The 15847-nt window shown below is 62.0% G+C and carries 10 protein-coding genes; all 10 read right to left on the reverse strand.

Annotated elements, in window-relative coordinates:
* Window positions 1-31 precede the first annotated feature (31 nt).
* The 10 genes from ACWHYV_RS20850 to ACWHYV_RS20895 all read right to left on the reverse strand — a co-directional run bounded on the left by ACWHYV_RS20850 (window position 32) and on the right by ACWHYV_RS20895 (window position 15846).
* Window positions 32-1987, reverse strand: coding sequence for a polysaccharide biosynthesis protein (locus tag ACWHYV_RS20850; RefSeq protein WP_447978416.1), 1956 nt, complete (start codon window positions 1985-1987; stop codon window positions 32-34).
* Window positions 1988-2017: 30 nt separating this feature from the next.
* On the reverse strand, window positions 2018-3151 hold the full coding sequence (locus tag ACWHYV_RS20855; RefSeq protein WP_447978417.1) for a DegT/DnrJ/EryC1/StrS family aminotransferase: 1134 nt from the start codon (window positions 3149-3151) through the stop codon (window positions 2018-2020).
* Window positions 3152-3193: 42 nt separating this feature from the next.
* Window positions 3194-3844 carry an acetyltransferase gene (locus ACWHYV_RS20860; protein WP_447978418.1) on the reverse strand — a complete coding sequence of 217 codons (651 nt, stop codon included), beginning with the start codon at window positions 3842-3844 and terminating at the stop codon, window positions 3194-3196.
* Window positions 3841-4452 (reverse strand): sugar transferase, encoded by a 612-nt coding sequence (locus ACWHYV_RS20865; RefSeq protein WP_447978419.1) that lies wholly within the window; start codon window positions 4450-4452, stop codon window positions 3841-3843. The genes ACWHYV_RS20860 and ACWHYV_RS20865 overlap by 4 nt, the downstream gene beginning before the upstream one ends.
* A complete protein-coding gene (locus ACWHYV_RS20870; RefSeq protein ID WP_447978420.1) occupies window positions 4449-6851 on the reverse strand; it encodes a glycosyltransferase in 2403 nt (800 codons plus the stop codon). The genes ACWHYV_RS20865 and ACWHYV_RS20870 overlap by 4 nt, the downstream gene beginning before the upstream one ends.
* Window positions 6852-6943: 92 nt before the next feature.
* Window positions 6944-8452: a hypothetical protein gene (locus ACWHYV_RS20875; protein WP_447978421.1), complete on the reverse strand. Its 1509-nt coding sequence runs from the start codon at window positions 8450-8452 to the stop codon at window positions 6944-6946.
* 5 nt (window positions 8453-8457) lie between these two features.
* Window positions 8458-11817 carry a glycoside hydrolase domain-containing protein gene (locus ACWHYV_RS20880; RefSeq protein ID WP_447978422.1) on the reverse strand — a complete coding sequence of 1120 codons (3360 nt, stop codon included), beginning with the start codon at window positions 11815-11817 and terminating at the stop codon, window positions 8458-8460.
* Between the two features lie 155 nt (window positions 11818-11972).
* Entirely contained in the window at window positions 11973-13316 is a 1344-nt protein-coding gene (locus ACWHYV_RS20885) for a lipopolysaccharide biosynthesis protein (RefSeq protein ID WP_447978423.1), read from the reverse strand.
* Complete coding sequence (locus ACWHYV_RS20890) at window positions 13313-14485, reverse strand: hypothetical protein (protein WP_447978424.1); 1173 nt, start codon at window positions 14483-14485, stop codon at window positions 13313-13315. The genes ACWHYV_RS20885 and ACWHYV_RS20890 overlap by 4 nt, the downstream gene beginning before the upstream one ends.
* The gene (locus tag ACWHYV_RS20895) at window positions 14482-15846 is read right to left on the reverse strand and encodes an O-antigen ligase family protein (RefSeq protein ID WP_447978425.1); all 1365 of its coding nucleotides are present in this window, start codon (window positions 15844-15846) and stop codon (window positions 14482-14484) included. The genes ACWHYV_RS20890 and ACWHYV_RS20895 overlap by 4 nt, the downstream gene beginning before the upstream one ends.
* Window position 15847: the final 1 nt, after the last annotated feature.

A 15847-nucleotide genomic window follows, 5' to 3' on the forward strand; every position in this document is an offset into this window, starting at 1 on the left:
AGAGGGCTCGGGAATTCGGGCAGGCAAACACTCAGTTGGCAAGCGTGCTCGCCGACCTGGCGTCCGCATTTCGGCTCCATAGGCCGGGCGTTATCCTTTGAGCCCTCGCGTCGAAGCTTGGCATCATCCGCTCGGCAGCAAGAATGGCGCCGTTGCCAAGCGGCTTGAAGGTGGGAATTAGTCTGCAAAGGGCTTCGACGGCTCGTTCGGCATTTTGAGCTGAAGCCGCCTGCTCCAGGATCGTCAGAGATTGATCCAGAAGACGGCGATCGGGAGGCTGGCTGGGTCTCACGCGGAGAATCTTGTCCACCCGTGAAGGCTCCACGGTCTCATCCGGACCGACCAGCTCCTCAAAGAGCTTCTCGCCCGGTCTTAGGCCGACAAACTCAATGTCGATGTCCACATCGGGGACATAGCCCGACAGGCGAATGACGTTCCTCGCCAGCTCGACCACGTTGATCTGCTCGCCCATCTCCAGCACATACACGTCATCGGGGTCTGCCAACGTCGCAGCCTGCAAGACAAGTTGCACCGCCTCAGGAATGAGCATGAAGTAGCGCCGGACTTCCGGATGCGTGACCGTCACCGGTCCTCCGCTCTTGATCTGCTCGAGGAATCGGGGGACCACGCTGCCATTGCTCCCCAGGACGTTTCCGAACCGGACCGTCATGAATCGTGTTCGGCTACTTCGATTCAGATCCTGGATGATGAGCTCGGCGACACGCTTGGTGGCGCCCATCACGCTTGTCGGATTGACCGCCTTGTCAGTCGAAATGAGCACGAAGCGTTCCACATAGTGATGGTGCGCCGCTTCGGCCACGGCTTTGGTTCCGAAGATGTTGTTTTTCACGGCCTCGCACGGTGAGAACTCCATGAGCGGCACATGCTTGTGCGCGGCCGCGTGAAACACGATCTCCGGCCTATAGGCCGACAGGGTCGCATTCAGCCGGGCGGTATCCCTCACATCGCCGATCACGGCATGGATCTTCGGGCTGCTGCCCCGATCCATTAATTCTGTATGGATCGCGTACAGATTATTTTCGTAGCGTTCGTAGAGCACCAAATCCTGAGGGCCCAAGGCCGAAATCTGGCGGCATAATTCCGATCCGATTGACCCGCCGGCGCCCGTCACCAGGACTCGTCGTCCTTGCAGCTCACAACGGATCGCCGTCAAGTCGATGCTCACCGGGTTGCGTCCAAGCAGGTCATCGATCGAGAGGTTTCGAATTTGGCTCACGGTCGCCCGCCCGTCCAGCAGATCCCGCAACGACGGCAGGGTCTTGATCGGAATGCGATACGTCTGCAGGGCCGTCACGATCTCGCGAAGCATTTTAGAGCCAGCCGTGGGGATGGCGATGAGGATTTCGTCGGGCCAGTGCTTATTGAGGATGACGGGCAACTGGTGACGCGTGCCAAGCACCGGGACGCCGTGGATTCGGTGGCCTGATTTGCTCACGTCGTCGTCAACGAAGCCAATCGTCTCATACCCGTACAATGGATTATGGTGGATGTCCCGAACGATCATCTCTCCCGCGTCGCCCGCTCCATAGATCAGGAGCCGCCGCTTCTCATGCTTCGGGTGGGCCGATTCTCGTGCCATCCGCCTTCCCAGGCGCATGCCGCCAAGCAGCATAATGGTGAGGACGGCATCGAGAATGAACACCGACCGCGGATATCGGGCCATGGCCAGAGCCCAATGGATGGCGGCATAGATCAAGGCCGTACTTGCTGACACCGAGACCACGATGTTTCGAAGATCCCACACACTCGTATAGCGCCACAGGCCTTCCAACAGCATGAACCTGTGAAACATCAAGAGCCGGAGGCCGACGACCAGAGGCAACGCCAGCAGGCATTGCTCCAACGCCCATTCTGGGATGGCCCCATCAAAGCGGAGCGAGAAGGCCAGATAGTTTGCCAGCAGGACAACGAGCACATGGATGGCGACGACACTTGCCCTGCGGCACTTCAGCAACATGTCCGTCATGGTATCGGACCTTTTTCTTCTAGGTGGAACTTACGCGAGGATGGCGCGGATCTTCTCGCAGACCGTGTCAATGTCGGTCAACGTCATGTGGGAGTAGAGCGGGAGGGCGAGTCCTTCCCGTGCAGCCGTGTTGGTCTGCGCGAGCCGATCGCTGAGCCGCATCGGAAAGTCTTGGAACATATCCTGACGATGAACCGGGGGGTGGAAGTAGCGCTTCGTTTGAATCCCCACGTCCTTGAGAGCTGTATAGACCTGATCGCGCGTCTGCTTTGCGCGGTCTGAAATGAAGATCACGAAGTAGTTCCCACTCGTCGTTCGATCCGCTGGAAGGGACTGAACGGTGCACCCTCGAAGACTCCCCAACCGTTCCCGGTACAGATGGATGCGGACGAGGCGTTCCTTGACGAGATCGTCAATCCGGCGCACCGACAGCAGCCCGACCGCAGCATGGAGCTCGCTCATGCGCGCTGACAATCCGAGATGCAGCATCCCCTCCCCGGTAATGGGATCCTTGCCGTAGTCGCGCATCGCGCGCACGCGGTCGGCGAGGTCGCCGTGATTCGTCGTGAACAAGCCGCCCTCAATGGCGGTGACGACCTTGGTCGGGCTCAAAGAGAAGATCTCGGCGGAACCCAAGCCGCCAAGAGGCTTTCCCTTATAGGTCGCCCCGAGACCCTGCGCGCTATCGAAGAAAACGGGCACACCGCGGCGCTCGCCGATCGCCACCAATGAGTCGACGTCCGGTGGAAGCCCGAAGATCGTGACGCCGCAAATCGCTGAAGTTTTCGCGGACAGGTTCCGCTCGACGTCATCGGGATCCAGCGTGCAGGTTCCCGGCAAGCAGTCGCAGAACACCGGCACCAGGCCGTTCCACACCAACGCCTGGGCTGTTGCGGCAAAGGTGAACGATGGGACGATGACCTCGCTTCCCCGAGGTAACCCCAGCGCCTGCACCGCGAGCATGAGGCCGGCAGTACACGACGAGAGCGCGACGGCATGGCGGACACCGATTTGCCGGCAGACTTCCTCTTCGAACGCTTTCACGACTGGTCCCAGCGTAACCGTTCCGAGGGCCCACTGATCTGCGAGGAGGTCGACGATGTTTTCGAGCGGAGGGAGTGTCGGACGGATGATGGGCACACTGGTCAGTGTCTGAGTGCTCATGAAGGCCTCCTTGTTGTTGTGAAAGGACGCGGAGAGAAGGACTCAGTCGGAATCGCGCGACCTTAGAGGACGTGCAGGAACGCCAGCGAACTTGGAGCCGGCTGGAATATCATCGATGACGGCCGCCCCCGCCCCGACGATCGTCCAGTCGCCAATTCGCCGTCTCGGCAAGACGACGGCCCCAAGTCCGATCAGAACACCTTCCCCGAGCCGGACCTCGCCGCCCAGGCAAGCGCGAGGGGCAACGTGGCTGAATCTTCCCACCTGACAGTGATGCTCGACCACGGCGCTCGTATTCAGAATGACCCCGCATCCCAACTCCGCTCCCGTGTTGATGACGACGCCGGCACACACCATGCTGCCGGGCCCTAGGTTCACTGCGCGGCCAAGGATCGCTCGCGGATGGATGGCGGTGAGGAGATGCTCTCCGGACGCAAGAAGGGCCGTGACAAGTTGCGCTCGCGTTTTATTGTCCCCGATCGCCACGACCGCGCTGTCGTGCCCGAGGTGCGGAAGCATGTTGAGGGGGCCGAGGACGGGCAAGCCCAGGAGCTTTTGGCCCCACTTGCTGGCATCGTCGTCAAGGAAGCCGAGGAGCGACAGTTGCGGGTCCTGTTCCAGCATCCCGATCAGGATATCGGCCACGACCTGCGCATGGCCGCCGGCGCCGAGGATAATGCTTCTCCGCTTCATCTCAGAGCCTCGCTGTTGTCCGTCGTGCCTTTGAAGCGGGCCATGGTCGCATGGCCCGGATGACTAATGCCCGTTCCCATCAAGAGCGGCGCCGCCGTCAATGCGAGAATCTTGAGATCCAACCAAACCGACCGGTGCGCGACATACCACAGGTCGAGCTCAAACTTCTGTTCCCACGTCAGTTGGTTACGGCCATGGATCTGAGCCCAGCCCGTGATGCCAGGAGGCACATCGTGCCGTCGTCGCTGTTCGGGGGTGTAGCGATCGATGTACTCCATGAGGAGTGGCCGAGGCCCCACCAGGCTCATCTCTCCCTTGACGACGTTGATGAGCTCGGGAAGCTCATCCAGGCTCGTGGCGCGCAAGAAGCGACCGAACGCCGTCAAGCGCTCGGGGTCTGGCAGCAGCGAGCCGTTCGGCCCGCGTTGGTTGGTCATCGTACGGAACTTGTACAGCACGAAGGGTTTCATGCCGAGTCCCGGACGCCGCTGGCGGAACAGTACCGGCCGACCCAGCATCACACGGACGCCCAAGGCCACGACGAGGAGCACCGGGAGCAATGCGACGAGACCGGTGCCGGCCAACAGCATGTCGAGGAGTCGCTTCATCGATTGACCGAGACGAGCGCCGGTACGGAGGGCCTGGGGCCCCGTTCGTGCCGAGGCGCCGGTACACCGGGGGCTGGAAGGCCCTGATCCTGCAAGAGCTTCACGAACAGCGAGTGCAGGTCTTCCCAGATCAGCTCGCGCCGGAAATCGCGCCGCACCCGCCTGCGTGCCTGGTGGCCGTGTCGACGCCGGAGATACGGGTTCTCGAGGTACTTCCGAATCGTTCGTTCCAGCGCGGCGGCATCACGGACAGGGATCAGGGCGCCCGTTACCCCGTCCTCTACTGCGTCAACGCACCCCGGCACGTCCGTCGCCACCGCGGGAATTCCCATTGAGGCCGCCTCTAGAATGACGTTCGGGAATCCTTCCCGATAACTGGGCAACACCAGCAGATCCATACATGCGTAAAAGGGCGACGGATCGTCCCGATGGCCAGCGAGGTGTACCCGTCCGTCACGGTGAAGCATCGTGTGCACATCCGACGCAAGCGGGCTGTGCGTCTCCTGCGCGCCCAACACGAACAAGTGCAGTCCGGGAAACTGCACCCGCAATTGCCGCCAAGCGTGCGCCAATTCGAGCAAGCCTTTATCGGGAACCAAGCGACCGACAAAACCGATGACCAGCTCGTCATGGCCGATTCCATACGTTCGCCTAAGATGTGTGCCTTCTTCGCGCTTCGCCCTCGTCATGCGGAACCGCCTGGTGTCCACACCGTTGCTGCTGCCCGCCCGCAGCACGGTGCCGCGTCCCTTGGCAAACACACCCACCTCCACAGCGCGCCGCATCAGGCTGTGGCTGTTACAGAGTATGTGAGTCGACACGCGGCACGTGATTCGCTCGGTCAACCACAGCACTCCACGACGAACCCCCCGTTCGGTCTCAAACCGCAATCCCCGTAACACATAGACGCGGACGGGCGTCCTGCAGAACCAGGCTGCCAGCGCCACCAGAAACCCGGCCTTGGGCGTCCCTGCACTCACGAGCCACGGGCGTTCCTTTCGCAGCACCCGGAGGATCTTCCATAAGGCGGCAAGATCGTGGGCCGGGCGAATCTCACGTGCCATTGGGATCTCCGTCAGGTTCACCTGTTCATCGCTGGCCAACCGTCGAACCATTGCACCCGGGCTACAGAGCAGGCGCACCTGAAAGCCCTTCTGAGCCAGATACGCCAGCTGCCCCCGAAGCAGTATGCTGCTCTGAGGATCTGTAATGCCGACGAGGAGTTTGGGACGAGGCTCAATGACCTTGCTCTTCAAGGCCCTGAGCAGCGTCCGTCGGCGCATGGACAGGTGCTCGTCGGTAAAGGAGTGGACCATCCGTTCGCTGTGGGCGGCGAATTGAGCAAGTAACTCGGGGCTCTTGGACAACCTGACCAAGAGATGGCTCAGCGCCTGACAGTCGTCGACCGGAAAGCGCTGAGCGGACGGCAGGAGCTCCACAATTCCGCCCACATCGGTTCCGACGACGGCGAGTCCGCGCGCCATGGCTTCGATCATGGCCCTGGGCATCCCTTCGCTGGCGGACGTCATGACGAACAGATCGGAGGCGTCGAGAATCTCAAAGACGGGGCGCCGGCCCGCGACCTGACCATGAAAGATGGTCGTCTCCGCCATCCCGAGCGCTGCCGCCAAGCGCTCGAGCTTCACCCGCAGCGGGCCGTCGCCGACGATGTGGAGATGAATGTTCGCTCCAGACGCTCTGGCCGAGCTGACGGCCTGCAACAGCATTTCGTGACGTTTCACGGGCACGAGGCTCGCCACGAGCACAACCACGAGGCGCCCCGCGATCTCGTCGTAGCGCTTCGCCGGTTTGATTAGACTCACCGATAAGCGAACGTCCGAGATCTCATCGGCGATGGTGCGCGGACCCGGCGGATAGCGTTGCCTCAGCGTCCGGCCGACGTAATTGCCGACCTCCGCATGATGGGTGACCTGACGAAGGCAGTGTCCCATATACCGCCCATACAGGCTCTTGAGAAGCCCGTGCTCTTGGTATTGCAATGCGGCGACCGGATCACCGATCAACTCGAACATCACCGGCTTACCGAGCCTTCGGGCGATGCGAAAGGCGATGTGCCCGGACACGGACGGCGCCCGAATGCAGACGGCGTCGGCCCAGCTCACGGCTTCTGCGAGTGCCCGGGAGACACAGTGAGGCTCGCGTACCCAGTGGAACCCCTGCCGGTCGGGGAGAGGACAAAAACTGACTGCTGCAGAATCGACCCGACAGCTGAAAGCCGGGCGCGCATCCGCTCGTATGCGGGCCGCAACCCTTACTCGATCGAAGACCGCAATGTAGTCATCGAAGAAATGGTGATCGTAGCAGGAGGCATCAAAGATTCCCGCTGACGACCCAAAGAACCGATGATCCGTCACGAGCAGGAGCTTCTTCTGGCCCATACCGCCTCGTTTGATCGGGAAAGTACGCAATCCGTCATTGCACCCCGCGCGTCTCGGACCAGCACAAGGAGCTGTTGGGAGCGGCTCTGGATTCAGGTTGGGAGCGCCGTCCCGGGGGTGGAACTGAATCTCACGACCAGCAGTGGCACCGCGCCGTGCTTGATGCAGAAGAAGAGGATGATATCTGAATCGGCCCCTAGGAGCAGCCAACTCAGGATGACGAGAAGAGGGGTGATCAACAACCGACTGTCACGAGCGGCGAGCGTTGCCATGAGGCCGCGAACCCGGCCGACCACGAGCCCGAGGAGCCCGAACGCCAAGGGGACTGCAACTGGGCTGAAGTTCAACATTGTTTCTCCGGCGAGCCCATAGACGTTGCTGGCGTTCCACCGTCTGGGATCGTAGGTCATATTCAGCAGCGCCTCGGTGCCTTCCTTGACCTTTGTCGGCGGCCGGTCGGGCCAGACGGTTTTGGGGATGAGCAAGGCGAGCGTGCCCAGATAGGTTCGGCCCCCTGCACCGGTGTAGTGGGACATCGGGTCGGACAGATTGTGGAGCAGAAGCGCCTGCACGTCACTTCGTCCCAGATCCTCGAGGACGACCACTTCGAACGTCCGGCCGGTTTGGGCTTCGAGCACCGCCCGTGACCGTCCACCTTCCATTAAAAGGCTCGCGTCGAGGCCCGCGCCTTTGTAGAAGCCGTAGGCGTACATAAAGAGCAGGGCGGGGATCAGGCCGAGGAACAGGAGCCCTTTCGAGATGGGACGCACGAAGAAGTGGATCAGCCCAACCGCCCAGAAGAGCCCCCATAGGACCGTCTGGCGACTCCCTCTGAGACCTCCAAACAGCATCTGCAAGATAAGAAAGAGCACGATGACGACGAGAAGCACCGGCCAGGACTTCCAGAAGTCCTTTTTGCCCGCGTAGATCACGAACGCCATCATCGCGAGGATGGGAAAACTTTCCGAGACCATGAACAACCAACCCATCCCGCCGAACTCTTCTCGCCGTTCGGCATACGAGGTGATATAGCCGCTGATCCCACCGTACTGTTGATACACGACGAGTTGGGACAGCCCGGCGATGAGCAACGCGACCGCGATGATTCGCCCGAACCGCTTTCGATCGAGGCTCCAGTGGGCTCGATTCCCGACGGGGCGCGGCACACGTTCGAAGGCCCGCCGGCTCAGGCGGTACACCACGAGTCCCATCAAGTTCAGCACGGCCATGGCACCGAGCCATGGTCGCCAGTCCGCCGGGGGCGTGGCATACCGGAGCCAGTAATCCCAGGCGACATGAAGCAACGGGGCAAGAAAGAAGAAATGAAGGCCGAGCAGGCCGAGAATCCCGGCGGGGTCGAAGATCGCGACACGGCCGCGAAGCCAGTCGACGGCGTCCGTCGCGATGACGATCCCGCACAGCAGGACGGGAACGACGAACCAGTGCTGGGTCTCCTCATAGAAGGCGAGGAATGCCAACGCTGCGGCCGTGCAGCAATAGGCCGCCATCAACCAACTTGGCGTCTGGAGGGCGGAGTGCCCCGCCGTCATCCATGACGGGCTCCCGGGCGCGAGCTTCACGAAGCTGGCGGTGCTGGACATGGACGTTATTTCTTGCGGATCAGAATGGCCCGCCATCGCTGAGGATAGATGTCGACCAACAGCTGCGTGCCGATTCGAGGATAGGCATACCCCGGCAGGATCGGATCGCTGAACGAGAGATCCTCGATGCGTCCACCGAGCCCTAGCGCCCGAAGATGCGGCTCCACATGCAACGTGTACCCGACCGTGTCACGGTTTCCGACGATGAGCAGCGCCTCCTGGCGCTGTCTATGGACATAGCCGGACACCTTGATCATGTCCTCCGGTAGGTCCGCGGCCTTGCCATGCACGGAGACGGTCGCGAGATCCGGGAAGGCCCAATAGGGAAGAAGCTCCGCCTCACGCCGGTTGAATGATTTCCACATGAGCAGCTCAGGACGGAACCCGCCCATGCTTTCATAGGGATAATTCGAATACTTCACGTTCACATAGGAATACATCACCCCGTGGAGGTTATGCAGGGTCAGCATCATGTTCTTCGTGACCGGAAGCTCGGAGCCGTAGTGCCAGATGCCCATACGGGGAATCCCCTGCAGCAGGGTGTCGTACGCCAACGAATAGCGCGCCAGTGAGAGATCCTTCAGCGAGGACATCCTCTTGTAGTGCTGCTCTCCTGTGACCGCCAGATCGGAGAAGCTTTCGATCGCGTAGACCGGAGCGTCGACGACATGGGGCATGTGATAGCCGGCGGAGCCCTCGCCCAGTTCCAGCTTCAACATGACGTAGAGCCGCTTGAACAGATTGCGAACGGCGAAGACCGGATAGGTTCCGTGCACCTGCTCCCCGCGTGTCCATCGAAAGTTGTGAGTGGGGTTCGTCATCAACCACACTTCGGACAGCCCATCCGTATGAAAGGCATCGACCAGCGCATCCTCATGCATGAACTTCGCGCTATGAAGGAGATAGTCGGTGAAGGGACTCGCATGGTTGTACCAGCCTCGGAATTCAGGCTCCATGCGCATTTCATCGCCGAACGCCTCGTTCTCGGGGATCCCTGGCGGCAAGGAGAATCCGCAGTAGAAGACGTTGATGAGCCCGTACTTCCGCGCCAGCCGATTGACCCCTCGGAGCGGGCTCAAGTGCCGCTCCTCATAGAAACGAACGTTGGAAAAGAGATCCGGTCCATAGTTGACGTAGTGATGGACGACCCCAATGCCAAGTTCCTTGAGGTCGCGATAGATCGCTTCGATTTGTGCCTGCGTCTCGGGATTCTGCGGGGTCTGGGCGTTGATGGACGACCCAACGGACCGCATCATCTCGTAATACTCGGCACGCCGTAGTGCTCGGACCGGGGTCGGCGTCAGCGCGAATGTGAACGTCCTCGCGGCGGAGAGCTCCACGGGCGCATCGATGAAATGGAACGTCATCGTCACCCGATCCTTGCTGCGATGGAGGCCGATCATCCGTGATTCGTCCCGGGGAGACCACTCCCGGTCACTCTCCGCGACCCATTCGATGCCCCGGTCTCGCGTTCCCAGAAACAGTTGCCAGGTGAAAGGCATCCACCCATCGGGGTGGTTCTGCCTGAAGTCGTCGAGGGTGCCATACGGAAAGGCCGACCCGCTGGATGTGTCGTTCACCCGCGTGCCGAGAGCTCGATGCGAGAACCACTCAGCGTATTGGGCCCGCACCGCCACGTGGAGCGCGAGCTGCTCGACTCGAATCGGCTCCTTCGAGGATGCTACGGTCACGTCATAACGGATGAGGCCGTCGTATTCGAGGCGGCCCCTGATACGCAGGGCCAGCCCCCCTCCCACCCAGCGCTGCTCAAACAACGCTTCGGTCGGCCTCACCTCCCGGATCTCGAGGGGACCAGCATCGAACTGAACCGCTCGTCCGCCCACGCGGGCCTGCAGGGTCACGGGCGCGGCGAGAAATGGGGCGCCCCGGGTGATGATTTGCTGAGGAAATGCCAGTTCGTTGAAGATCAGATGACGCAAGGCGATCGAGAAGCCTTCGTCTGTGCGTTGCACGGGCTGGAACCCTGGCGGCACCCGGTCCGTCAGGCCGAGTCTCTGCCCAAACCATTCGGGATTCGCTGGCCTCCGAATCACTCGGGAGGTCTCCGCAATGACAGCCCCGTTGCGGAAGATTCTGAGCTGCAGCGCATAGTCGTGGTTTTCATGCGTCTTCTCAGAAGAGAGCATGACTTCGACCTCGCCGGTCGTCGCCGGCACCACCACACGCTGCTGCTCCAGCACCTTTTCGTCATCTCGGAGTTGCACCTCGAGCAGGTCTCCGGGCGCGACATCGCGCGCCTCCCTGACGTTGACCCTCACCACGACTTTGCGGGCCTGCAAGAATTCTGGCCGGATGTGCACGGGCAGGCGGCTGAGCGTCACCGGGATGACCTGCTGCATGGCGATACTTCCCGTGCGGCGGTCCACGAGTCGGTAGGCGAAGACGTGGTAGCCGTCAACGACGGGGAAGAGGACTTCCTGCTCGACTCGTTGGCGAGGAGAAGCAGGAATCATTCGCGTTCCGCCGTCGATACGCTCGTACATACGGTCCAGAGTCGCCTCGATCTCTTCACGACTACGAATATCCAGGATGCCACCGCGCTCTGCTGCGGCTTGCTCCGCTCCGACCGCCTTGACGCGCTCGATCCATCGCCATTCCTCGGCAAACTCCTCCGAACGCCCCCGAGGCGGCTCTTTCCGCCGGAATACTTCGTACTGGAGCTGATAGGTATGCGCCTCGAGAGAGCCGTTGCGCACGGCCGCGACGAATCGCCCCCGGCCGTCCCTCGTCAACTCGACGCGAGAGACCTCGAACCCGATTGGCTGTTCGGAAAACACGAGCGTCGGAAAGGCGTCCAGCCGGTGCTGGAGCCCGATCAGGGCGGCCGGAGTCACCTGATGAAAGAACACAGCCGCGCTCCACTGCACGCCCTCGGCGGGGCGCCGCTTCTCCTGCGGCACCCGCATGTGCTCGATCGTTCTCCACGGCACGGCCAGCTCACCTTCCCAATGTCGGCTGTTGAGGGTCGTCCGGTACTCCAGCTTGCGGGGGACTTTGTTGGCTTCCCAACCGGTCAAGTCGTGTGTATACGCGCCGGCCGTATTGGCGGCGATGGCATAGCGCGGCTCGAGCATCCCGGCGAGGCGAACGCCGTCCGTAAAGGGCGCCACCCAGATTTCGATCGTATCGTCTCGCCCCCAGAGCGGTTCACTCGTCCATCCCGCTTGACGGACCGAAGCTATCGGAGCGGATTGCGCCGGCGGGCGCTCAACTCTGAATCCCACGTTCAGGTTCCCATGATGGTGTCCCAGCACGATGCTTCCCGATTGTGTGCTCTGTCTGCCCGTGTTGGCATCGGTGAGGGCGCCGATCCGCGTCGCGTATTGCCATTCCTGATCCCCCATCGCGCCATCGACTTGGGTGGCATGAGGCAGGACAGGCACCGTGTAGACCGGGTGCCAAGCCCAATCAGATGGGGGAAATGCCCACGCGATTGCCGGCACACAGACGGAGGCGAACATGACGAGGGGGATGGACAGACGTGTCCGGGCGGTGGCGATCATTCCTGGGCGGCTAGAACAGGGGTATCGACAGCTCGGCCGGATGTTCGCCCGCCCGTGGTCAATATAGATCGTAGAGCCCACAATTTGAGACCGGCGGCGATGGCGCAGGCACAGAGGATCGCCAAGGCGGCGCCATGGAGGCCGTAGGCCGGCGTGAGGACGGCACACAACGCGACGACGAGCGCCATGTTCACGACATTGACCCCGAGATGAAGAGAAAACCTCCGCACCGCGATCAATCCGGTGTCGAGCGGCCAGTTCAAGTAGACAAAGGCCGCTGCGGTCATCAAGAGCAACAGCACATCGCTTGCCTCGGCATAGTCTGGGCCGTAGACCCAGTCGAGAAACTGCTCCCCGGCAATCATCACGGCCAGGACCCCGATCCCCCCTATTGCAACGCAGACCCCGATCAGCCTCCTCAGCAACCGCCCCAGGCCCCGAGTGTCGGCGTCCGCCCAGTACCGGCCCGCAACGGGGCTTGCCGACTGTTGGAGGGCGCTCCCAATCAGGTGTCCTGATGTGCTGAAATAGGCCAAGGCGGCAAAGATCCCGAGCTCCCGTTCCCCAAGATTGGCTGCGATGAAATAGCGCGGCACGTTCGTGCTCAGTGAATTGAGCATGGCAACGAAGCCGAGCGGACAGGCCATGAGACCCAACCGGCACAGCGTCTGACGGTCGAGGGTCGGGCGAATCCAGTCCCACGTCAGCCGACGGACAGGACTCTGCAAGCCCGGACCGTCATCGCTGCGTGCCGTGGCGCCGGTCAGACAGGATCTGGCGTTCGGCACGTCGTAGGCCAGCAGGACCCCCATCCAGGCGCCGCCCATCAGAAGGAGCCCCCACACGAGCCCTCCGGCTGCTTGCATCGCGCTCCACACCGTCCCGACGGCGAGCACACCTCTGGCCATTTGCGACTTCGCGATGAAATCCATCCGCCGGTATTGCTGAAGAAGGCCATGGGCCACATCGGACAGTGATTCCATGGCCTTGGCGAATCCGACGGCGATGATCACGAGGGCCGTGTGCGATCCATGGCCGGTCAGTAGAGCGATGCCGCAGATGAACAGAAGCGCGAGCGCCGTGGTGACGAGGCGCAAGCCCCAGTAATCGCTGAAGTCGTATTCGCGCTGCGCATCAGTCGCTTGAATTTGGCGAAGCCCAAGATTGGCAAAGATCATGACGGGAGCCGTGACAGCAAGCCCAAGCGCGAATTGCCCGACTTCAGCAGGACTGCCGAGGCGAACCAGGATGAGCAATATCCCCCATTGGCAAGCCGAATACACCACGTTGCCCGCCATGGTCCATGAAAAGTTGCGCTGGAGAGACAATGGGTGGATCATTGATTGACCGGGCGCACCATCTGGGGAGTGATGACGTGGACGGGACCGAGCGCGACGCGCCGTTCGAAGAATCCGCCCTGCTGATGGACGACCTTGCCGTTCATCAAGAAGACCTTGATCGACACGCTTCCACCCGGCGTCCTCACCAACGCATACCACGGCATCGTGTCTTCCGCATCCACCGACCATTGTCCGAGCCCGTGGTCGTCCAGCTGGAGATAGATGACAGGGGCTTCACCGCCCGCAGATTCTCCCTCGAGATCCAGCACCAGCAACGCCTCGCCCTCGGGTAGGTGCACCTCGGCGGTCGCAGCCCCATGCCCTGAGAGCCACCCGTCGTGAGTTCCCTGCCACGACGTCGCTTCGATGGACGGGAGGCTTCGAACGTCGGCTTCCTGCGGTAGGATTCCTGCGCGGATGATCTGAGACTGCCCCTCGGCCCGCTCTTGGATCAACTGCGGATCAGCGGCCTCCTCCGACCACCGGTGCGCAAAGTACAACCGATCCGTCAGGTCACTGGTCAGCTGCTCACGGACCGCACGGTCACGCGGAAGGATCGCTCGGATCAGCGCCGGATCTTGCAGCGTGTCCCAGCACAGCTCGACATAGCGCTTCGGTTCATTCGGAGCGCCGATCCTCACGAGCTCCGCGACTCGCTCTCGGTCCGCGGCGTCGAGATCGGGCCACCGCGAGAGGTACCAGCGCGTGGCCTCAAACCAAATCCAGGGATCCTGTGGGTACAGACGCAGTGCGTTCTCGATGGAGCGTTTCGCCGATCGGACGTCCCCGGTCAGATAGTCCGTCCAGCCGGCGAAGAGTTGATACTCGGCGTTGAGCGGGTGTCGCTGCACCGCAGACCGATACGCGTGGCGCGCGTGGGCCATGAGAGCCAGATACTCGCTGCTGTCCACAGGCTTGTCCGACGCCTGGGCCTGCAGCCATCGTCCGTAGGCAAATGCGTGCGCAGGATTCCACGGCTCCCATTCTCTCGCCCGCTGTAGCAGGGTGTGCGCGGTGGTCATGCGGTCATCCTCTTTCTCCGATGAAGAGGTCAGCGTCTCTTCCAAGAGGCGTTCTCCAGTACGGCCGAGCACATGCCCGACCAGGTCCAACAGGCTCACCCCTGCCAACAGGATGAGGATGAGGGCGACGGTGAGGCGAAGGGTCATCCTTGTGCCCCTTCAGGCCTGAGCTGGAAGACCCGCCATCCCAAGGCCAGCAACACTGACGTCGCCAGTGCAATGGCCGAAACGTGAAAAGGAAAATCGACCAAGGAGTGCAGCATGACCGTGACGACGGCTGCGAGACACCCGGCACCCATCGCATGCTCGAAAGGGGTCCGGCTCCTTATCCAGCGAACCCACCAAGCAGCCCCGTAGAGGATGAGTGCCGTGATGACCCCCACGCCGCCGACGATGCCGCTTTCGATGAGCAATTCGAGCGGGTCGCTATGGGCATGGGGCCATGACAGGCGAGTAAAGGTGCCTGCTTCCTTCTGTCGCGCATAGGCATCCTGGTATCCGCCCAGCCCGACTCCGAAGGGAGCGAATTCGCTGACGAGACCCAGTGATCCCCGCCATGTGACCACACGCGCATCTTCAGACAACTCGCCCTCGCTCAACGCCTGAAAACGCGCGGTCCAAACATCGAGCGCGCCCGCTCCTGCAACCACCAAGGCCAGAACCGCGATGCCAATGCCGAGCATGAGCCGTCGAGGGAGCCGACGCGGCAGCCACAGGACGAGCAGAAGGCCGCCCCCTAGGACAGTGGTGACGGCGGCGGCGCGGGAGAAGGACAAGAAGACGGCGCCCATGAGGAACATCAGACCGCACCCAATCGCGACCATCATCAGCTTGTCTCGGGTGCTGAGCGGCGCCGGACGGCGGGTCGCCTGCTGCCACCTCTCAAATAGGAGCCCGAGACCGAGCATGAGCGTCATGACGAGAAAGGCCGCAAAGTGATTTCGGTTGTGGAAGGTGCCGGTCGCTGCCTCAGCGAGGCTGGCCCGTGGCTTGGCCAATCCATAAATGGCTTCGGCGATCCCAATAGCGAGGAGCGCGAGGGCGAGTTGGCGGACCCGGCGATGAGAACGACAGAACCACCCCGTGAGGATAAACGCGGTCGCGCAGGCAGACAGCATGATCAGCCCGCGGAGCGCCCATGCTGGCGCGATCGCGAGTGAATGCCAAACAGTTCCATCGGCAAATCCCGGCAAGGTGTCGACGTATGCGGCTTCCAACTGTGGGGAAAGCCAGGCCATGGTCGAGCGCGGGAGCGGAACCAGTTGGATCGCCGAGTATCCGATCCAGAGGAGCCAGGCACCGACCCACACCCCCCACCATCCTGCTCCCGTGCCGGGGCTCGAGATCACACTGACCCGTGGCTCGGTGAGAAGCGCAAGAACTCCCAAGAGGAAGAGCCCTGCCGCCAGCAGCGGCCAGGCCCACGCCGCGTTCGAGCCATTGGGCAGAGGGGCCAGCACGAGCATGAGCAGGAATGCCGCAAACAGAATGTCTTGCCAGCGACTCATA

The sequence above is a fragment of the Candidatus Nitrospira bockiana genome, from assembly GCF_965152565.1.